The following is a 19176-nucleotide window of genomic DNA, read 5'->3' on the forward strand; positions in this document are numbered from 1 at the left end:
TGTGGTCATGACCGGGGCCCGGAGGCCCGCGATCCGCACCCCCGACCAGCGGATCCGGGTGTTCGTCAGCTCGACCCTGCGCGAGCTCGCACCCGAACGCGCCGCCGTCCGCACCGCCATCGAACGCCTCCGCCTGGCCCCCGTCATGTTCGAACTCGGCGCACGCCCCCACCCACCCCGCGAGCTCTACCGCTCCTACCTCGCCCAAAGCGACATCTTCATCGGCATCTACGCCGAAAGCTACGGCTGGGTCGCCCCCGACGAAACCGTCTCCGGACTCGAAGACGAATACAACCTCGCCCCGCCCGGCATGCCCAAACTCATCTACATCAAGACCCTCGACCACCGGGACCCCCGCCTCGACACCCTCATCACCCGCATCCGCGACGACGACACCGCCGCCTACCTCCCCTTCACCACCCCCGACGACCTCGCCGAGCACGTGCTGTCCGATCTGGCGACGCTGCTGGCCGAACGGTTCGATGCGGCACGCGCCGAGACCGTCGCCGAGGACCAGGTGAGAGACCTGCTCGCGCGCGTGCCGGTGGCCTACACGCGGATCGTGGGGCGCGACCGGCTCGTCGACGACGTGGTGGGGATGCTGGCCGCATCCGGCAGCCGCGTGGTCACGCTCGTCGGCCCCGGCGGCATCGGCAAGAGCCGTCTGGCCATCGCGGTCGCCGAGCGGGCGGCCGAGCACTTCCCCGACGGGACGGTGTTCGTGCCGCTCGAGAACGTGCTCGAGCCGGAGCTGCTGCTGGCGACGATCGGCTATGCGCTCGGAGTGCGTGACGGCCCCGGACTCCCCCTCGAGCAGCGGCTCGCCCGCGCGCTCGCGGGACGCCGGATGCTGATCCTGCTCGACAACTTCGAGCAGATCGTGTCGGCCGCGCCCATCCTGGTGAGTCTGTACACGGTCGCCCCGGATGCGGTGTTCCTGGTGACCAGCCGTGCCGTGCTGCGCATCCGCGGCGAGCAGGTCGTCGAAGTGCCGCCGCTGCCGACCAAGGATCCCGACGCGCCGTACTCGCTCCAGCGCGCACGCGAGGCACCGGCGGTGGCGCTGTTCGTCCAGCGTGCGGCCGCCGCCAACCCGCGGTTCTCCGTGACGGACACGAACCTGGCCGCGATCGTCGGGATCTGCGATGCGCTCGACGGGGTCCCGCTCGCCCTCGAACTCGCCGCGGCCCGAACCCGCACACTGCCGCCCGCCGAGATCCTCCGCCGCCTGGATCACCAGCTCACTCTGCTCGTGGACGCGTCACGCGATCTGCCCCCGCGACAGCGCACGCTGCGCAGCACGATCGACTGGTCCACCGATCTGCTCGACGAGTCCGCGCGGACGATGCTGCGAGAGCTGGCCGCGTTCTCGCCGGGCTTCACCCTGGACTCCGTCGAACGGCTGAGCCGACTGCGCCGGTGGGACTTCGACGTGTTCGCCGCGATGGAGTCGCTCGTCGACTCGTCGCTGGTCTCGCAGGCCGAGGTCGACGGTCAGATCGTGTTCTCGCTGCTGGTCAGCGTGCGCGAGCACGGGCTCGCCGCCTTGAGCTCCGAAGGCCGCGAGCAGGAGGTGCGGGACGCCCACGCCGAGGTCTATGCGCAGCTGACCCGCGAGCAGGCGCCGCTGCTGGGCGGCGAGGGCCAGGCGGAGGCGGTGACACGCCTCACCCTCGAGCGCAGCAATCTGCGTGCCGGGGTGCGGCAGCTGGTCGCCCGAGGCGATGCCGAGACAGCCGCCGACATCGCGTGGCGGCTGTACATCTTCTGGTGGGTGGGCGGCTACCTCACCGAGGTCGCGACCTGGATGGAGGAGCTGCTGGGCCGCACGGCCGATTCGGCATCCGACCGGGTGCGGGCGATCGTCGCCTTCTACGTCGGCTGGCGCGACATGTGGCAGCCGCACAGCCGACAGGTCGCGGCATCCCTCATCGACGCGGCGGAGACATTCGCATCCCAGGGAGACCGCCTCGGCGTCGCCATGACCCTCACCGTGGCGTCGGTCGCGGAGATGAACCACAGCGAACCCGATGTCACGGTCTCGACCGCTCGGCTCACCGAGGCCGCGCGGCGGTTCGATGCCGAAGGCGCGGGGTGGGGCTCATGCCTCGCGCTCGTGGCGCTCGGTCGGCTCGCTCTTCTCGGGCAGCGCCTCCACGAGGCATCCGCGCTGTTCGAACGGGCGGTCGACGCGTCGCAGCGCAGCGGCGAGCGATTCGCCGGCACGATCGCCCTGCACCATCTGGGGCGCATGCGGCTGCTGGAGGGGCGCCTCGACGAGGCCGAGGATGCCTACCTGCACGGTATGGCAGGCTCCGAGATGCTGCGCCACGATGAGGGTCTCGCCTACTCGCTCGAGGGCCTCTGCGCGGTGGCGGCCGCACGCGGCGACGCGCATCATGCCGGGGTGCTCTCGGGCGCTGCGACGACGATCCGACAGCACACGGCCGTCGTCGACGCACCCCCGTTCCTCTACCACGCGGCGTTCCTCGAGCGGCTGCGCGGCGACCCCGCCACGGCCGCACTCGTGGACGAGGGCGAAGCCGAGGGCGCGGAGCTGGGCGCCTACGAAGCCGCGGAGCGCGCGCGCGAGCACGTGCTGCACGCACGCGAACAGGCGACGCGCCGCGCCGAGATGTCTGGCATGACGGCACCTCGCGCGCCATGATGTGGTCATGACCGGGGCCCGGAGGCCCGCGATCCGCACCCCCGACCAGCGGATCCGGGTGTTCGTCAGCTCGACCCTGCGCGAGCTCGCACCCGAACGCGCCGCCGTCCGCACCGCCATCGAACGCCTCCGCCTGGCCCCCGTCATGTTCGAACTCGGCGCACGCCCCCACCCACCCCGCGAGCTCTACCGCTCCTACCTCGCCCAAAGCGACATCTTCATCGGCATCTACGCCGAAAGCTACGGCTGGGTCGCCCCCGACGAAACCGTCTCCGGACTCGAAGACGAATACAACCTCGCCCCGCCCGGCATGCCCAAACTCATCTACATCAAGACCCTCGACCACCGGGACCCCCGCCTCGACACCCTCATCACCCGCATCCGCGACGACGACACCGCCGCCTACCTCCCCTTCACCACCCCCGACGACCTCGCCGACAAAGTGGCAGGCGACCTGGCCACCCTGCTGGCAGAACGGTTCGACGAATCCCGCGAGTATGACGCCATCGCCGGCGAGGACATCGACCTCTCGGCGGCGTCCGGTTCGCTCACCGCGCGGGTGCCGGTTCCGTACACGACGACGATCGGCCGCGAGCGCGAGATCTCCGACATCCGCGAACTGCTGCGCCGTCGTGAGGATCGCGTCGTCAGCCTCATCGGACCCGGCGGCATCGGCAAGAGCCGGTTGGGGATCGAGGTCGCGCGCGCCTCGGACGACCTCTTCCGGGACGGCGTCTACTTCGTGCCGCTCGAGGGTGTGCTCGAACCCGGGCTCCTCCTGCCGACGATCGCGTTCACCCTCGGCATCCGCGACAACGGGGAGGCCGCACTCGAGGAGCGCATCGCCCATGCGCTCGCCGACCGGCAGGTGCTGCTCGTGCTCGACAACTTCGAGCAGATCGTCACCGCGGCGCCGGTGCTGGTGGGGCTGTACACCCTTGCGCCGGACGCCACCTTCCTGGTGACCAGTCGCGTGGTGCTGCGCATCCGCGGCGAGCGCGTGTACGAGGTGGATACGCTGCCGCCGCCGGAAGCCTCGGCTCCGGCCACGCTCGAGCGCGCCCGGCGATCGCCGGCGTGCGCCCTGTTCGTCGACCGTGCCGCGTCGGCGAAGCCGGGGTTCGAGCTCACCGACGACAACGCCGGCGACATCAGCGACATCTGCCGCCGGCTCGACGGGCTGCCGCTGGCGATCGAGCTCGCCGCGGCGAAGACGCGGATGCTGGCCCCACGCCAGATCGCACAGCGGCTGGAGCAGAGTCTGCCGCTGCTGACCGCGGCCGTGCGCGATCTTCCCGACCGGCACCGCACGATGCGGGCGACGATCGATTGGAGCGTCGGTCTGCTTCCGGAGGCGCAGCGCGAGATGCTCGAGGATCTCGGTGTCTTCGCCCGCCAGTTCACCCTCGACGCCGTCGAGGCGCTCGGGCGCGGCCGCAGCTGGGACGGCACGGCGATCGAATCGCTGGCCGCGCTGGTCGACGCTTCGCTGGTCAAGCAGGTCGACAATCGCGGCCGCGCGGTGTTCTCGCTGCTGGCGATCGTGCGCGAGTACGCGATCGGCCGGCTGAAGGACAACGGAGCCGCCGATCGCATGCGCGCGGCCCACGCCGACTACTATTCCGGGCTCGTCGCCCGCATCGCGCCCGACCTCGGTGGGCGCGGGCAGGCCGAGGCGGTGGCGCAGCTCGAACTCGAGCTGCCCAACCTGCGTGCGGCCGTGCGGCACCTCATCTACATCGATCGCCTCGACGACGCGGGTGCCTTCGCATGGAACCTGCTCATCTACTGGTGGATCGCCGGGTTCTTCGCCGAGGTGCGGCTGTGGATGCTCGAGCTGCTGGACAAGCAGCATCCGATCAGTCAGCACACCCGAGCCGTCGCCTGGTTCTTCGCGCTGTGGGGCGAGATGTGGCAGCACCCCAGCGAGCAGGTCGTCGCAGGCCTCGGCGAGTGCCTGCGACTGTTCACCGAGAGCGGCGACGACGACGCCGCGGCCATGGTCCTCGCCGCACGTGCGACCTCGCGCGTGCAGTTCTCGAGCCTCGATGTCGACAAGGCCGAATCGGAATTGCGCCGGGCGGTCGTGCGGCTGCACGACCTGGGCAACCATTGGGCCGAGGCGATCACCGAGGTCTCTCTCGGACGCCTGTGCTGGGTCACCGGACGCACCGACGACGCCCTCACCCACTTCGTGACCGCGTACGAGATCGCCGATGCGGGCGGCGACCTGTTCACCAGTTCGGTGGCCGGCAACCTGCGCGCTCGCCTCACCTTCAGCCTCGGCGACGTGGGCGCGTCTGAGGAGTGGTTCGTGCGCACCCTCATGCTCTCGATTCGACTGCACTACGAGGAGGGGGTCGCCTACGGTCTCGAGGGGCTCTGCGCGGTCGCGGCGGCTCGGGGCGATGCGTGGCGGGCCGGCGCGCTCGCCACGGCGGCAGAGACGATCCGGCATCGCATCGGCGTCTTCGACGTCGAGGCGTTCACCGTGCACCCCGCCCATCTCGCCCGGGTGCGCGCCGAAGACCCCGCATCCGTCGCGGCCGGCGAGGCGTCGGGTCGCGAGCTGACCCTCACCGAAGCGGTCGCCCTCGCTCTGCCCCGGGTCGACGACCCCGCGGCAGAGGACGCGCTGCGCAGCTGGTGAGGGGGTCGCCGGTCACGCCGGGCGCGCATGCCGCAGGCGCACGCGCGTACCCGGCCGCGCCTGCGCCAGCAGATCGAGCGAGCCCTCCGCGACCACCGCGATGACGGGGTAGCCGCCGGTCACCGGCCCGTCCGCCAGGAGCACGGTCGGCCGCCCGCTCGGCGGCACCTGGAGCGCGCCGGGCACCATGCCCTCGCTGGGCAGCTCGTCGGTGCGCGCACGGGCGAGTTCGGGTCCGTCGAGGCGCATGCCGATGCGGTCGGCATCGTTGGTGACGGTCCAGACCGACTCGTACAGGGTGCGTTGCGCATCGGGGGTGAACCAGTCGGCGCGCGGGCCCGGAGCGAGCTCGATTTCGAGCTCGTCATCGTGCGGCGCGCCCCAGGGCGCGATGACCGAGGGGGGCACCTCGCGCGCAGCGGCACCGGCCGGCGCGATGCGCGTGCCCGCGGCGAGCCGCGCAGGGCCGAGACCGGACAGCACGTCGGTCGACCTCGAGTCGAGGATTGCTGCGCCGCCGACACCTCCCCGCACCGCGAGGTAGGCGCGCGCGCCGTGCGCGAACCAGTCGAGGTGCAGCTCGCGACCGCGCGGCCAGACGTGGGCGTCGTACGGGTCGATCGGCTCGTCGTCGACGGTGATCGGACCCCACGCGCCGGTGACGGCGAACCAGAGGTCGCGGTCGGCGATCGCACGGAAGCCGCCCATCGTGACCTCGATCACCGCGGCGTCCTCGTCGTTGCCGACGAGCCGGTTGGCCGCGCGGAGTGCAGCACGGTCGAGCGCACCGGAGTGCGAGACGCCGAGGGATGCCGCTCCCGGCCGGCCGAGGTCCTGGACGGTGGCCAGCAGGCCCGGCTCGACGACGGTGAAGGCGGAGTCGGCCGTTGTCGGGTCGCCGGTCCTGGCGGCACGCGCCGTCGCGCGGCCCGAAGCGACCGACTCGCGGAACCTCACCCGTGCGCCGGGGGTGAGCAGGGCCGGCTGTGCGGCATCCGGATCGAGGAGCACCGCATCGGTCGTCGCGATCAGTCGCCACCCGCCGGGCGTCTCTCGGGGGTAGGCGCCGGTGAAGCCTCCCGCCAGCCCGACCGCGCCGACGGGAACCCGTGTGCGCGGCGACTCGAGGCGCGGCACGTCGTACGGCCAGTCATCGCTCACGAGGTAGCCGAAGCCGGGAGCGAAGCCGGTGAAGGCGACCGTCCACTCCGCCGCACGGTGCCGGGCGACGAGGCTGCCGACGTCGATGCCCAGCAGAGCCGCGGTGTCGGCGAGATCGGGGCCGTCGTAGACGACCGGCACCTCGACCTCGTCCGCCTCCGTCGGGGCGTCGCCGACGGCCGCCTGCCCGGCGATCTCGGCGATCCACCCGCGCACGGCCGAGACCGGCATCCGCCCCGGGTCGAACGCGACGAGCACGGTGCGGGCCGCCGGCACCAGCTCAACCGGTCGAGCGGACGACCATGCCCGCGACACGCCGCCCGCAGCGTGCGTTCCTGTCCGCTCGATGAGGGGGAGGGCGGCCTGCAGGGCGGCGTGGAGCGCCAACACCTCGGCGAGCGAACCGACCTCGGCGAGCACGGCGCGATCGCCCATCGGCAGCAGCCGCACCTCGATCACCACGGCGCACGCACCTCGATCCCCGCCCCGTCCAGCGCGGCGCGCACCGCGCGCGCCATCGCGACGGCCGCCGCCGAATCGCCGTGCACGCACATCGACGCCGCCCCCGTCTCGACCACCGATCCGTCGGTGGCCACCACGGTTCCCTCGGTGGCCAGGCGCACGGCCCGGTCGGCGGCCGCCGCGGGGTCGTCGAGCACGGCCCCCGGCTCGCCGCGCGGAACCAGGCGCCCGTCGGCGAGGTATGCGCGGTCGAGGAACGCCTCGAGGACGAACGGGATGCCGACTTTCGCCGCCGCGCGCATCACCTCGCCGTGCAGACCGAGGATCGGCACCGGTCGACCGACCCGGTCCGACAGGTCGGCGACGGCGCCGACCACCGCGGCCGCGTGCGCTCGGTCGGCGAGCACGGCGTGGTAGAGCGCGCCGTGCGGCTTGACGTACCGCACGTCGGCGCCGGCGTCGACGAGGGCGGCCAACTGGGCGCAGACGGATGCCGCGAGCTCGGCGGCCTCGATCGGCATCGCCGAGCGGCCGAAGTTCGCGGGATCGGGATACGACGGGTGGGCGCCGACGGCCACGCCCGTCGCGCGTGCCCTCTCGACCGAGGTCCGCATCGATACGGCGTCGCCCGCGTGCCCGCCGCACGCGATGCTCGCACTGGAGATCACCGCGAACATCGCCGCGTCGTCGGCGGTGGGCGCACCGCCGACCGTCTCGCCGAGGTCGGCGTTCAGATCGATCGCGCGCATGGTTCCACGGTAGACCGCGCGCGCCACCGCCGAGCGGGTGACCGGCACACCGCCGATAGCGTAGGGGGATGGCCCGGGCGCGATTCGAGGAGACTCCGTCGGCACGGCTGTCCGACGGCGGCGAGGCGCGCCTGGTTCGATCGCGCTACGCGCCGGGGTGGGAACTCGAGGTCGACGGCACTCCGCAGTCGCACGTCGACCTCGACGATCCGACGCATCTGCACTTCGAGTACGTCGGGCGGATGGCCGCGGTGATCGACCGGCTGCGGATGCCGGGCCAGCCGCTGACCGCCGTGCACCTCGGCGCCGGTGCGTTCACGATCCCGCGCTACGTCGAGCACACGCGCCCGGGATCGCGCCAGCAGGTCGTCGAGCTCGAGCCGGCGCTCGTGGACTTCGTGCGCGCGCACCTTCCGCTGCCGCGCGGCGCGGCGATCCGGGTGCGCATCGGCGACGCCCGCGACGTACTCGGTCGCCTGCCTGCGGGCCTGGTCGGCAACGTCGACCTGCTCGTCTCCGACGTCTACGCCGGGGCGCAGACTCCGGCGCACCTGACGTCGGTGGAGTTCTTCGCGGACGCCGCCCGCGTGCTCGCGCCTGACGGCGTCCTCCTCGTGAACGTCGCCGACGGCGCCGGACTCGCCTTCGCACGCCGGCAGGTCGCGACCGTGCGCGCCGTGCTCGAGCACGTGGTGGTGCTCGCCGAGGTGCAGACCCTGAAGGGGCGCCGCTTCGGGAACCTCGTGATCGCGGCGTCCCCTTCTCCCCTGCCGACCGAGTGGCTGCCGCGGCTCATGGCGGCCGGCCCGCATCCCGCGAAGGTCGCCCAGGGAGCCGAACTCGACGAGTTCACGCGCGGGGTCCGCCCCGCCACCGACGTCGACGCGACGCCGTCGCCCAAACCCTCGGCATCCGTCTTCGACCGCTGACCGACCACGCCACCCCCGTCGGGTCGCGCGAGAGAACCAGACGGGGCGCATCGCGGCGTGCCGAAGAGCGGATGCCGCAACCACCGGGGCACACTGGAACGACAGCCGCCTGGAAGGAGTGGACGGTGAGCTACATCCTCGGATACGACCCGGATACCCTGCGCGAGAAGGTCGATGTGCGACGCTGCCGCGACCGGCTCGATGAGATCGGGGAGCAGCGGAGCCTCCCCTCGATGCTCGAGCGCGTGTGGCTGCTGAAGGTGCTCGACCGGCTCGACGACGCCCTCGCACTCTCGGAGGAGTCGGTGCGTGTCGCCCGCATGGGCGGCACCCGTAAGGATCTGCTGCGCGCCCGTATCCTGCACGCGACGATCCTGCAGTACCGCGGTGCATTCGCCGCCGCCGAGCAGGAGCTCACCACGTGCGCCACCGAGGCCGAGGGCCAGGAGTGGAACGCGATCGCCGCGTTCGCGTACCAGCACCGCGGCAAGACCTTCTACGACGCGGGCGACTTCTCGCTCGCGCGCGCTGACTTCAAGCGGGCGCTGTTCCTGCGACAGGAGGCCGGCACCCCCGACGATCAGCTCGAGTCGACCCTGCTCGCCATCGACGCCGCCGACCGCCGCCGCGCCACTGCGCCGTTGGCCGGCTGAGTGTCGTAGATCTGTTCTATTCTCGCCGCATGTCAGATCCCTCCGACGTCCGCCGCTGGGCGGAGGCGCTCATCACCCTCCACCTCGACGATTCGTGGTCGTTCGGGTTCGACAACGCCAAGCGCCGCGCCGGACTCTGCGACTACACACGCAAGCGCATCAGCGTCTCGCGGTATCTCGCCGCGCGCCACAGCGACGACGACAACCACCAGACGCTGCTGCACGAGGTCGCCCACGCCCTGGCGGGGCCCGCGGCGGGGCACGGTCCGCGCTGGAAGACCGTCGCGCGTGAGCTGGGCTACGTCGGGGGGACGACCCACCGAGGCGAGACCGCCGTCGAGCTCGCACCGTGGGTCGGCACATGCCCCGCCGGGCATGTCGTGCACCGGCATCGTCGCGCGACACGGCCGACCTCCTGTGCGAAGTGCGCACCCCATTTCGACGAGGCCCACATCATCGCCTGGCGCCGCCGTGAGATCACGCCGGCGGCACGGCTCGCCGCGATGACGCCGCGCGAAGGCTGACCCGCCCGCCGCCGCGCCGTTCGCCCAGATCGCAGGATGCCGAGACCGGTTCGGCACGGTACCGTTCAGGGCATGCGAGGTGACCGCGCGGGCAACGCCGCGCACATCAAGCGGCGCACGCCGCGGCGTCCCGCGTCCGCTCTGGCCGAGCACTGGACCGAGATCGAGGGCGCGCCCGTCTTCTACCGCGAATCGCCGAACCCGCCGACGTCGGGCGACGCGCGCGTCATGGTGCACCTGCACGGCTTCGGATTGTCGGGCCGCTACTTGCTGCCCACCGCCGAACTGCTCAGCGACGACTTCCACACCTTCGTGCCCGACCTGCCGGGTTTCGGACGCAGCGGTCGCGTCGGGACCCGGCTGGACATCCCCGATCTGGCGGATGCGGCGGCCCGCTTCCTCGATGACCGCGGCGTCGAGCGGGCGACGCTCGTCGGCAACTCGATGGGCTGCCCCGTCATCGTCGAGTTCGCCCATCGCTTTCCCGACCGCATCGAGCGCGCCGTGCTGGTCTCGCCCGCGGGCGGCGCCTACAACCAGCCGCTCGGTCGCGCGATCGGCCAGCTCGCCCGCGACGGTGGTCGCGAGCCCATCCGCATGGTCGGCGTCGCCACGCCCGACTACCTGCGCTTCGGTGTGCCCAGCACGCTGCAGATGTTCCGAGCGCTCACCGAGTTCCCCTCACTGGACCGTCTGCTCGCGCTGACCATCCCGACGCTCGCGGTGCTGGGCACCCGCGATCCCCTCATGCCCCACGCGCTGCGCATCCGCGAGATCGCCGAGCAGGACGACAACCACATTCTGCTCGTCGTCCTCGACGGCGCGGCGCACGCGATCAACTTCAGCCATCCGCGCGAGCTGGCCCACGTGATCCGACGGTTCATGGCGGACCAGCCCATCACCCAGCCGCCCGAAGCCCGGTCGCACGCTCGCGTCTACGAGGTGCATCGCGGCATCCACCATCCGCCTGCATCCGAGTGAGGGCCCTGACGCGATTGCTCGGCTACGCCGCGACCCAGGCCCCGTCCCGCAGCACGGGCGCGACGGATGCCGCGTCGACGGCGGCCGCCGCGACGACCTGATCGCGCAGATCCCGATCGACCAGCTCTCGCCCCGAGCCGCTCGCGGTGAGCAGATGCCGAACCGCGCCCCGCAGCGCGCGGAACGATTCGCATGCGGCGACCGCCTCGGGCGAGCAATGGTCGATGCCGATCGCCGCGAGCGCATCGACGACCGCGCCGGCACCGAGCTGATCTTCCACCGCGAACCGCAGCGGTGCACCAGGATCCGTCGACACGAGCTCGCCCGCCGCGATCACCGCGACGCCGGTGCGCGCACCGCGGCCCTCCTGCAGGCGCATCACGGCGTCGGCGACCGCACGGGCGTTGCGCAGCCCTCCGGCGAGCACGACCGCACCCGTCGCCGCCGCTGCGCGAGCGACCCCGGCACCGTTGATCGACGTCGCCCACGCCTCGGCATCCGGGCCCACGGGCTCACCCGCCTCGATCGCGGCGATCACCGTCGACGAGAAGCGCAGCACGTCGACGACGACCACCACCTCGGCGGGGGCGAGTCGCGCGAGTCCGGCGACGCCCCAGTCCATCCGCACCTGATACGCGGCCTGGTCGACGTGACGGGGTTCTGCGGGCATCCGCCCAGCGTAGGCCGGTGCGACACTGGGAGCATGCGCATCCTGTTGAAGTTCGTCATCGACTGCGATCCGGATGCCGCGTGGCGCGCGTTGCACTCCCCGCGCGCGGTCGCCGAGCTGTACGGGCCGTTCGTGGACCTCGCGCCGATGGCGCCGGAGGGCCTGCCGACAGCATTCCAGCCCGGCGACGACGTTCCGGTGCGACTGTCGGCCCTGGGCACCGTGCCGCTGGGGCAGCAGTTCATCCACATGAGCGAGCGACGCGTCGACGAGCGCGGCGGAGAGGTGCGGATCTTCCGCGACAGCGGCATCCCGCTCACCGGGCCGCTGTCGAGTCTCGACGTGTGGGACCACCAGATGGCGGTCTCGGCCGCACCCGGCGACCCCGGCCGCACGCTGTGGCGCGACCGGCTCGTGATCGGCGGCCCCACCGCGCCGCTGCTGTGGCCGCTGCTGTGGTCGGTGTGGCAGTGGCGGGGCGCCCGCATCCGTGCACTCGCCTCAACGTGGGCCCATGATCCCGAACCGGCCGCCTCCGAGTCGACTGCCGAGTCGACCGCCGACGACGAGGCCTGACCCGACAGCATCGGCGCACCCTCTTGCCGTCGACGCAGGTCGGGGCCACACTGGGCGCACCCGCGAGTCTCCACCCCCGAGGAGCATGTCGATGTCCGCCGAAGCCCTTCCCGCGAGCGGGGACACACCCCCGGCCAAGACCTGCGATGCCGGCGGCATGGCTGAGATCCATCGGCTCTGGCGCAGGGGGTTCGGCGAGGCACCCGACCTGGTCCGCGGCGTCGGCACCGCCGATCTGCCGCACGCCGACGCCGTCGGCGAGCACCTCGCGACGCTGTCGTCGACGCTGCATTCGCACCACGAGGCGGAAGACGAGAACCTGTGGTCGAAGCTCGAGGAGCGGGCACCGGCGTGCGCCGTGCACGTCGAGCGCATGAAAGCGCAGCACGCCGAGATGCTCGTGCACCTCACGGCGCTCGACGCGGCGCTGCCGGCCTGGCGCCGATCGGCGCTCGAGTCCGACGCCGCACCGGTGCTGAGCGCACTCGACGGCGTGAACGACGCCCTGGCGGCGCACCTGCCCGATGAAGAGGCCACCATCGTGCCGGTGATGGAGACCGTGATCACTCAGAAGGAGGTGGAGTGGTTCGCCGAGCACGGTCGAAAGAGCACGCCCAAGGGGCAGACCTGGAACGTGGTGGGCGCGATCGTGAACTCGCAGCCCGACCCCGACGAGTACCTCAAGCGCGACTTCCCCGCTGCGTTCCGGCTGCTGTGGCGGTGGATCGGGCGGCCGAAGTACGAGAAGAACCGCGCGGTGCTCGAGGGGCGCTGACCGCGCGCGCCTCGCTCACTCCGCGAGCGCCGCGACGGGCGTGACACGGGTTGCCAGGCGCGTCGGACCCACCGTCGCGGCCACGGTGACCACGGCGGCCGCCGCCGCGATCAGCGCGAGCGCGCTCCACGGCAGCGCGGGCGCCACGAACGTCGGCGACGTCCATGCGGGCGGCAGCGCCACCGAGCCGAGCACCGACTGCGCACCCGCCCACCCGTAGAGCGCGCCGAGCACGAGTCCGAACCCGACGGCGGCGACGGTGAGCTGCGCGGCTTCGAGCAGCACCATGCGGCGCACCTGCCCGCTCGACAGCCCCAGCACGCGCAGCAGCCCGAGTTCCCGCCGTCGCTGCGCGACGCCGAGCGTCAGCAGGTTGACGAGGCCGACGGCGGCGATGACCGCCGACACCGCGACCAGTCCGATCATCACCCCGGTGAACGTGTCGAGGATGCCGGCCACGTACGGGTCGATCTCGCCCCCGGCCGCGACCGCGGCGACCGCCTTCACCGTCTCGCCCGCGACCGCGAACATCGTCACGAGCGTCACGGCGATGACGATGCCGATCGCCGTGCGGCTCGACCGCTGCGGATGCCGCGCGGCGCTGAGCGTCGCCAGGCGCGCGGCGGCGGATCGGCCGAACAGCCGTCCGACGGCACGCAGCAGCGGCGGCATCACCCACGTCGCGCCGAGGGCGAGCGCGGTGAACGAGAGCAGCCCCCCGACGAACGCGACGGCGACGCCGATCGGATGCACGAGCCCGAGCGCGACACCGGCGACGAGCAGCAGCATCCCGAGCGATCCGAGCACGAGGGCGCCCGCGCGCAGGCCGCGTCGAGCGGATGCCTCGGCGACGGTGGGCTCGACGGATGCCGACAGCGCCTGGAGCGGCGTGACGTCGAGCACGCCGCGCGAACCGACCCAGGCCGCGGCCCAGGTCGTCAGCGCGACGACCGCGGGCGGGAGCAGCAGGACGGGCTGCACGACCTGGTGGCCGACCTCGCCGAGGCCGAACACGGAACGCGCGACCTCGACCCCCAGGACGGATGCCGCGGTGCCGGCCACGAGCCCGACGAAGGCGCCGATCGCCCCGGTGACGAGTCCCTGGCGGGCGATCTCACCGCGCTGAGAGCGCGCCGATGCGCCGATGAGCCTCAGCAGGGCGATCCGGCGCGTGCGCCCGGCGACCACGGTCGCGAAGGTGTTGGCGGTCACGACCGCGCTGACATGGACGGCGACGCCGACCAGCAGGATCGACAGGATGCCGACGACCAGCAGGGTCGTCCCGCCCCCGCCGATGTGGGGGTCGGCGAGCAGCATCGCGCCGATCAGTCCGGTCGCGCTCACGAGCACCGTCGCGAACGCGGCGGCGATCGCTGCGACCACGACCGTGGCGCCCATGCCGCGGTCGCGCAGCCAGGCGAGGTGCGGGCTCGTGCCGCGACCGACCGCGGCCGGCGGCACGGCGGCGACAGCGGTCACGCCGCCACCCCCGTGTCCGCCTCGGCTGCGAGCATCGCCGCGGCGATCTCATCGGCGGCCATGCGCGGACGGTCGGCGACGATGCGGCCGTCGCCGAGGAAGACGACGCGGTCGGCGTGGCTCGCCGCGATCGGGTCGTGGGTGACCATCGCGATCGACTGGCCGCGCTCACGGCTCGCCGCGGCCAGCAGCGCGAGCACCTCGCGTCCCGTCCGCGAGTCGAGGTTGCCGGTGGGCTCGTCGGCGAACACGAGATCGGGCGCCGTCGCGAGCGCCCGCGCGATCGCGACCCGCTGCTGCTGGCCGCCCGACAGCTCGTGCGGACGGTGACGCAGGCGTGGTGCGAGGCCGAGGCTCGCGACGAGGTCGTCGATGCGCGAGCGCTCGGCCTGCGACGGCGATCGGCCATCGAGCTCGAACGGCAGCAGGATGTTGCCGATCGCGTCGACGGTGGGCACGAGGTTGAACGACTGGAAGACGAAGCCGACGCGTCGGCGCCGCAGGACGGTCAGCTCGAGGTCGGAGAGGCCGGAGATCTCGGTGTCGCCGATCCACACGCGGCCGGCGGTCGGCGCGTCGAGACCGGCCATGACGTGCATGAGGGTCGACTTGCCCGAGCCCGAGGGCCCCATGATCGCGGTGAACTCCCCGCGCCGGATGCCGAAGGTGACGCCCTCGAGCGCGCGCACGCGCGATCCGCCGTCGCCGAAGCTCTTGTCGAGGTGCTGCACCCGGGCGGCGAGCCCGAGTTCCGAAGTGCTGATGTGCATGCTTCGACGCTAGGAACCGCCCGTACGATCGCGCATCGGCCGCGAGGTGGCATCCGCGTACATCGCGAGGATGATCTCGCGGATTCAGACGAGCCCGTGGTCGAAGGCGAAGACGACGAGCTGAACCCGGTCGCGCAGGCCGAGCTTGGTGAGGATGCGGCTGATGTGCGTCTTGACGGTGGCCTCGGACAGATACTCCGATGCCGCGATCTCGGCGTTGGACAGACCGCGGGCGGCCAGCGCGAAGATCTCCTTCTCGCGCTCGGTGAGGGTCGCGTACACGGGCGGCACCGCGCGTACGGCGGTGCCGCCGACGTGTGCGAAGAGGTCGCGGGTGGCTGATGCGGCGATGACGGCCGAGCCCGCGTGGACGGTGCGGATCGCGGCGAGCAGGAACTCGGGGTCGGCGTCCTTCAGCAGGAAGCCGCTCGCGCCCTGCCGGATCGCCCGGGCCGCGGCCTCGTCGAGGTCGAAGGTCGTCAGCATGACCACGCGCGGCGGATCGGGCATCCGCAGCAGCTGCTCGGTCGCGGCGAGGCCGTCCATCACCGGCATCCGGATGTCCATGAGCACCACGTCGGCGCCGGCAGCCGGGATGACGGCGAGCGCTTCGCTGCCGTCGCCCGCCTCGGCCACGACCTCGAGGTCGGGCTGCGAGTCGACGAGCATGCGGATGCCCGCGCGGAAGAGCGCCTGGTCGTCGACGAGCGCGACGCGGATCACGATGTCTCCCGCGCCGGCAACGTCGCCGTGACGACGAAGTCCGCGTCCTCTGCAGCCGCGTTCAGCCGCCCGCCGACGAGGCTCGCGCGCTCGCCCATGCCGATGAGGCCGTGTCCGGACCATCCCGCATCGACGCCGCCGCGCAGTCCGTTGCGCACCTCGAGGTGCAGCTGACCGGTCTGGCTCCGCAGGCGCACCGCGACGGGGCCGCCGTCGCCGTGGCGCAGCGCGTTGGTCAGGGCCTCCTGCAGGATGCGGTACGCCGCGAGCTGCACCGCTGAAGGGGTCCGCGCCGGGTCACCCAGGTCGACGTCGACGGCGAGGTCGACCCCCGCGCCGCGCACCTGTTCGAACAGCGCCGGCAGGTCGGCGAACGTCGGCTGCGGCCCGTCGCCCTCGCGCAGGCGCAGCTGGGTGAGCAGCATCCGCACGTCCGAGAGCGCCGATCGCGCGGTCGCCGAGATCGTGCCGAGTGCCTGGGTCGCCACGGCAGGGTCGGACGCCGCCGCGTACCGCGCGCCGTCCGCCTGGGCGACGACGACGGCGAGCGAGTGGGCGACGACGTCGTGCATGTCGCGCGCGATGCGCACGCGTTCCTGCTCCGCGGCCGCCTCGGCCTCGGCGCGACGCCGGTTCTCGCGGTCTTCGCGGGCGCGGATGCCGGTGCGAACGAGCGCGCCGATCGTCCAGGCGAGTCCGAGCGCGAAGACCGCGGCGACGAGCAGGGTGAGCACGACCGGCAGGGTCTGCCAGGTCAGCGCCGTCGACGAGAAGGGTGGCCCCAGCACGAGATACAGCGAGATCAGGATGCCGCCGGCGAGCGCCGAGACGAGCCCCGCCCAGTAGACGGCGCGCCCGCCGTACGCGGCGACGGCGTAGAGCACGCCGAAGATCGCGAGGTCCGCGACGCTCGGCGCCCAGCCGAGGCCCATCTGCAGCAGGGCCCCCGCCCATGCGAGGCCCAGGGAGAGCCCGGGTGACAGCCGCCGCACCGCGAGCGCGGCGGTGAACGGCAGCGCGATCAAGAGCGACGACAGTGACGCCGGGTACGACGCGGCCGGGACGTAGAGCCCGACGGTGAAGGCCGTCACCCCCTCCACCGCGACGACGAGGACGAGGAACGCCGCCGCGACGACGAGGTCGACGACGACCTGGTAGGTCTTCAGCGGGCGGAGCACGCTCACACGCTATGCGACCGCCCGGCCCGAGGCATCCGTCCAGCGATGTATCCCGCACGGCCTGCGCTCGGTCGAACCGCCGTCCCCCTTGCCGCCGCCGCTGCCGAGGCTTTACTGTCCGGACACAAGCCGAAACGGGCGGGAAACGTCGGAGTTGAAAGATCAGGACACCGGCGAGCACCCCGACTCGCGGCCCGAGGGGACGGAGAACCATGACGACCGTACGCGCCGGAATCAGCCAGACCACATGGACTGGCGACAAGGAATCGATGCTCGACAAGCACGAGCAGTTCGCTCGGGATGCCGCAGCCCAGGGTGCACAGGTGATGTGCTTCCAGGAGCTGTTCTACGGCCCCTACTTCGGCATCACACAGGACAAGAAGTACTACCGCTTCGCCGAGCCGTCGGACGGGCCGATCGTGCAGCGCTTCGCGGCGGTCGCCAAGGAGCTCGGCATCGTCATGGTGCTGCCGATCTACGAGGAGCAGCAGACCGGGATCTACTACAACACCGCGGTGCTCGTCGACGCCGACGGCACGATCCTCGGGCAGTACCGCAAGAACCACATCCCGCACGTCGAGAAGTTCTGGGAGAAGTTCTACTTCCGCCCGGGCAACCAGGGGTACCCGGTGTTCGAGACCGCGGTCGGCAAGGTCGGAATGTACATCTGCTACGACCGGCACTTCCCCGAGGGATGGCGCGAGCTGGGCCTGGGCGGCGCGCACATGGTCTTCAACCCGAACGCCACCAAGCCGGGGCTGTCGAACCGGCTGTGGGAGATCGAGGGACCCGCGGCGGCGGTCGCGAACGGGTACTTCGTGCTTCAGCCGAACCGCGTCGGTCTCGAAGACAACGAGTACGGCGACGAGGCGGTGAACTTCTACGGCACCAGCCAGGTGATCGACCCGCGCGGCAATTTCGTCGGCGCGCTCGGCTCGGGCGAGCACGAGGAGCTGCTCGTGCGCGACCTCGACATGGACATGGTGCAGCAGATGCGCGACGACTGGCAGTTCTATCGCGACCGCCGACCCGACACCTACGGCGACATCGTCGCGCCCTGATCCACCCGGAGGCACCAGACATGACCACCACACTCATCACCGGCGGCACCGTCGTCACGGCAACCGGGCGCGCCGAGGCCGACGTGCTCATCGACGGCGAGACCATCGCCGCGGTGCTCGCACCCGGCTCGGAACTGCTCGGCACCGACCTGAAGGCATCCGTCGACACCGTCGTCGACGCGACCGGCAAGTACGTCATCCCCGGCGGCATCGACGCCCACACGCACATGCAGCTGCCGTTCGGCGGCACCTTCGCGTCGGACACGTTCGAGTCCGGCACCCGCGCTGCCGCATGGGGCGGCACGACGAGCATCATCGACTTCGCGGTGCAGACCGCCGGCGGCGACGTCATGGAAGGGCTCTCGACCTGGCACGGCCTGGCCGAGGGCAACTGCGCGATCGACTACGGGTTCCACCAGATCATCGGCGGCGTCGATGAGAAGGCCCTCTCGGTGATGCCGTCGCTCATCGACGAGGGCGTGACGAGCTTCAAGCTCTTCATGGCCTACCCCGGCGTCTTCTATGCGACCGACGACCAGATCCTCAAGGCCATGCAGATCTCGGCCGACACCGGTCTCATGACGATGATGCACGCCGAGAACGGCCCGGTGATCGACGTGCTCGCCGAGCAGCTCGTCGCGCAGGGCAAGACCGACCCGTACTACCACGGCATCGCCCGCGCATGGCAGATGGAGGAGGAGGCCACCCACCGGGCGATCATGCTGTCGAACCTCACGGGAGCGCCGCTCTACGTCGTGCACGTGAGCGCGAAGCAGGCCGTCGAGCAGCTCGCCGCCGCCCGCGACAACGGCCACAACGTGTTCGGCGAGACCTGTCCGCAGTACCTGTACCTCTCGCTCGAAGAGCAGCTCGGGGCATCCAGCGACGAATGGGGCGCCTTCGAAGGCGCGAAGTGGGTGTGCTCGACGCCGCTGCGCTCGCGCGCCGAGGGCCACCAGGACCACATGTGGCAGGCGCTGCGCACCAACGACCTGCAGATGGTCTCGACCGACCACTGCCCCTTCTGCATGAAGGACCAGAAGGAGCTCGGCCTCGGCGACTTCCGCAAGATCCCCAACGGCATCGGCTCGATCGAGCACCGCATGAACCTCATGTACCAGGGCGTGGTGACCGGGAAGATCACCCTCGAGCGCTGGGTCGAACTGA

At 71.9% G+C, this 19176-nt stretch carries 17 protein-coding genes; 10 read left to right on the forward strand and 7 right to left on the reverse strand.

Annotated features, from left to right (window positions below; all coding sequences use genetic code 11):
- Positions 1–7: 7 nt before the first annotated feature.
- Positions 8–2668 (forward strand): DUF4062 domain-containing protein, encoded by a 2661-nt coding sequence (locus ABD663_RS08055; RefSeq protein ID WP_344737462.1) that lies wholly within the window; start codon positions 8–10, stop codon positions 2666–2668.
- 7 nt (positions 2669–2675) lie between these two features.
- The gene (locus ABD663_RS08060; RefSeq protein WP_344737463.1) at positions 2676–5318 is read left to right on the forward strand and encodes a DUF4062 domain-containing protein; all 2643 of its coding nucleotides are present in this window, start codon (positions 2676–2678) and stop codon (positions 5316–5318) included.
- Positions 5319–5330: 12 nt separating this feature from the next.
- Here the strand turns inward: ABD663_RS08060 and ABD663_RS08065 are convergent, their stop codons facing one another.
- Entirely contained in the window at positions 5331–6941 is a 1611-nt protein-coding gene (locus ABD663_RS08065; RefSeq protein ID WP_344737464.1) for a 5-oxoprolinase subunit B/C family protein, read from the reverse strand.
- Complete coding sequence (locus tag ABD663_RS08070; RefSeq protein WP_344737465.1) at positions 6935–7690, reverse strand: 5-oxoprolinase subunit PxpA; 756 nt, start codon at positions 7688–7690, stop codon at positions 6935–6937. Before ABD663_RS08070 ends, ABD663_RS08065 begins: the two co-directional genes overlap by 7 nt.
- Before the next feature lie 68 nt (positions 7691–7758).
- Here ABD663_RS08070 and ABD663_RS08075 point away from each other — a divergent pair, with 68 nt between their 5' ends.
- From ABD663_RS08075 to ABD663_RS08090, 4 genes are all read left to right on the forward strand, one after another.
- Positions 7759–8619, forward strand: a complete 861-nt coding sequence (locus ABD663_RS08075; RefSeq protein ID WP_344737466.1) for a spermidine synthase — start codon at positions 7759–7761, stop codon at positions 8617–8619.
- 125 nt (positions 8620–8744) lie between these two features.
- Positions 8745–9272, forward strand: coding sequence for a hypothetical protein (locus ABD663_RS08080; protein ID WP_344737467.1), 528 nt, complete (start codon positions 8745–8747; stop codon positions 9270–9272).
- A gap of 29 nt (positions 9273–9301) precedes the next feature.
- A complete protein-coding gene (locus tag ABD663_RS08085; RefSeq protein WP_344737468.1) occupies positions 9302–9796 on the forward strand; it encodes a SprT-like domain-containing protein in 495 nt (164 codons plus the stop codon).
- Between the two features lie 72 nt (positions 9797–9868).
- The gene (locus ABD663_RS08090; RefSeq protein ID WP_344737469.1) at positions 9869–10777 is read left to right on the forward strand and encodes an alpha/beta fold hydrolase; all 909 of its coding nucleotides are present in this window, start codon (positions 9869–9871) and stop codon (positions 10775–10777) included.
- Between the two features lie 22 nt (positions 10778–10799).
- On the opposite strand, the gene ABD663_RS08095 is transcribed toward ABD663_RS08090, so the two are convergent.
- Complete coding sequence (locus ABD663_RS08095) at positions 10800–11447, reverse strand: 2-phosphosulfolactate phosphatase (RefSeq protein WP_344737470.1); 648 nt, start codon at positions 11445–11447, stop codon at positions 10800–10802.
- A gap of 33 nt (positions 11448–11480) precedes the next feature.
- On the opposite strand from ABD663_RS08095, the gene ABD663_RS08100 reads away from it, so the two are divergent.
- Both ABD663_RS08100 and ABD663_RS08105 read left to right on the forward strand, forming a co-directional pair.
- Positions 11481–12023, forward strand: coding sequence for a hypothetical protein (locus ABD663_RS08100; protein WP_344737471.1), 543 nt, complete (start codon positions 11481–11483; stop codon positions 12021–12023).
- Positions 12024–12114: 91 nt separating this feature from the next.
- Positions 12115–12798 (forward strand): hemerythrin domain-containing protein, encoded by a 684-nt coding sequence (locus tag ABD663_RS08105; RefSeq protein ID WP_344737472.1) that lies wholly within the window; start codon positions 12115–12117, stop codon positions 12796–12798.
- A gap of 15 nt (positions 12799–12813) precedes the next feature.
- Here the strand turns inward: ABD663_RS08105 and ABD663_RS08110 are convergent, their stop codons facing one another.
- The 4 genes from ABD663_RS08110 to ABD663_RS08125 all read right to left on the reverse strand — a co-directional run bounded on the left by ABD663_RS08110 (position 12814) and on the right by ABD663_RS08125 (position 16948).
- The gene (locus ABD663_RS08110) at positions 12814–14277 is read right to left on the reverse strand and encodes an FtsX-like permease family protein (protein WP_344737473.1); all 1464 of its coding nucleotides are present in this window, start codon (positions 14275–14277) and stop codon (positions 12814–12816) included.
- Complete coding sequence (locus ABD663_RS08115; protein ID WP_344737475.1) at positions 14274–15047, reverse strand: ABC transporter ATP-binding protein; 774 nt, start codon at positions 15045–15047, stop codon at positions 14274–14276. Before ABD663_RS08115 ends, ABD663_RS08110 begins: the two co-directional genes overlap by 4 nt.
- Positions 15048–15131: 84 nt before the next feature.
- Positions 15132–15770 (reverse strand): response regulator, encoded by a 639-nt coding sequence (locus tag ABD663_RS08120; protein WP_344737476.1) that lies wholly within the window; start codon positions 15768–15770, stop codon positions 15132–15134.
- Positions 15767–16948 carry a sensor histidine kinase gene (locus tag ABD663_RS08125; protein ID WP_344737477.1) on the reverse strand — a complete coding sequence of 394 codons (1182 nt, stop codon included), beginning with the start codon at positions 16946–16948 and terminating at the stop codon, positions 15767–15769. Before ABD663_RS08125 ends, ABD663_RS08120 begins: the two co-directional genes overlap by 4 nt.
- A 212-nt stretch (positions 16949–17160) precedes the next feature.
- On the opposite strand from ABD663_RS08125, the gene ABD663_RS08130 reads away from it, so the two are divergent.
- The gene (locus ABD663_RS08130) at positions 17161–18009 is read left to right on the forward strand and encodes a nitrilase-related carbon-nitrogen hydrolase (RefSeq protein WP_344737478.1); all 849 of its coding nucleotides are present in this window, start codon (positions 17161–17163) and stop codon (positions 18007–18009) included.
- 20 nt (positions 18010–18029) lie between these two features.
- A partial coding sequence (hydA, locus tag ABD663_RS08135; protein WP_344737479.1) for a dihydropyrimidinase occupies positions 18030–19176 on the forward strand: 1147 nt, incomplete at its 3' end.

It is taken from the genome of Microbacterium awajiense (assembly GCF_039536545.1).
Taxonomy (GTDB): Bacteria; Actinomycetota; Actinomycetes; order Actinomycetales; family Microbacteriaceae; genus Microbacterium; species Microbacterium awajiense.

Coding starts and splice junctions, on each gene's coding strand:
- ABD663_RS08075 (WP_344737466.1), top strand. CDS start 7,759: ATGGCCCGGGCGCGATTCGAGGAGACTCCGTCGGCACGGCTGTCCGAC.
- ABD663_RS08130 (WP_344737478.1), top strand. CDS start 17,161: ATGACGACCGTACGCGCCGGAATCAGCCAGACCACATGGACTGGCGAC.
- ABD663_RS08055 (WP_344737462.1), top strand. CDS start 8: ATGACCGGGGCCCGGAGGCCCGCGATCCGCACCCCCGACCAGCGGATC.
- ABD663_RS08060 (WP_344737463.1), top strand. CDS start 2,676: ATGACCGGGGCCCGGAGGCCCGCGATCCGCACCCCCGACCAGCGGATC.
- ABD663_RS08105 (WP_344737472.1), top strand. CDS start 12,115: ATGTCCGCCGAAGCCCTTCCCGCGAGCGGGGACACACCCCCGGCCAAG.
- ABD663_RS08070 (WP_344737465.1), bottom strand. CDS start 7,690: ATGCGCGCGATCGATCTGAACGCCGACCTCGGCGAGACGGTCGGCGGT.
- ABD663_RS08100 (WP_344737471.1), top strand. CDS start 11,481: ATGCGCATCCTGTTGAAGTTCGTCATCGACTGCGATCCGGATGCCGCG.
- ABD663_RS08090 (WP_344737469.1), top strand. CDS start 9,869: ATGCGAGGTGACCGCGCGGGCAACGCCGCGCACATCAAGCGGCGCACG.
- ABD663_RS08085 (WP_344737468.1), top strand. CDS start 9,302: ATGTCAGATCCCTCCGACGTCCGCCGCTGGGCGGAGGCGCTCATCACC.
- ABD663_RS08095 (WP_344737470.1), bottom strand. CDS start 11,447: ATGCCCGCAGAACCCCGTCACGTCGACCAGGCCGCGTATCAGGTGCGG.
- ABD663_RS08115 (WP_344737475.1), bottom strand. CDS start 15,047: ATGCACATCAGCACTTCGGAACTCGGGCTCGCCGCCCGGGTGCAGCAC.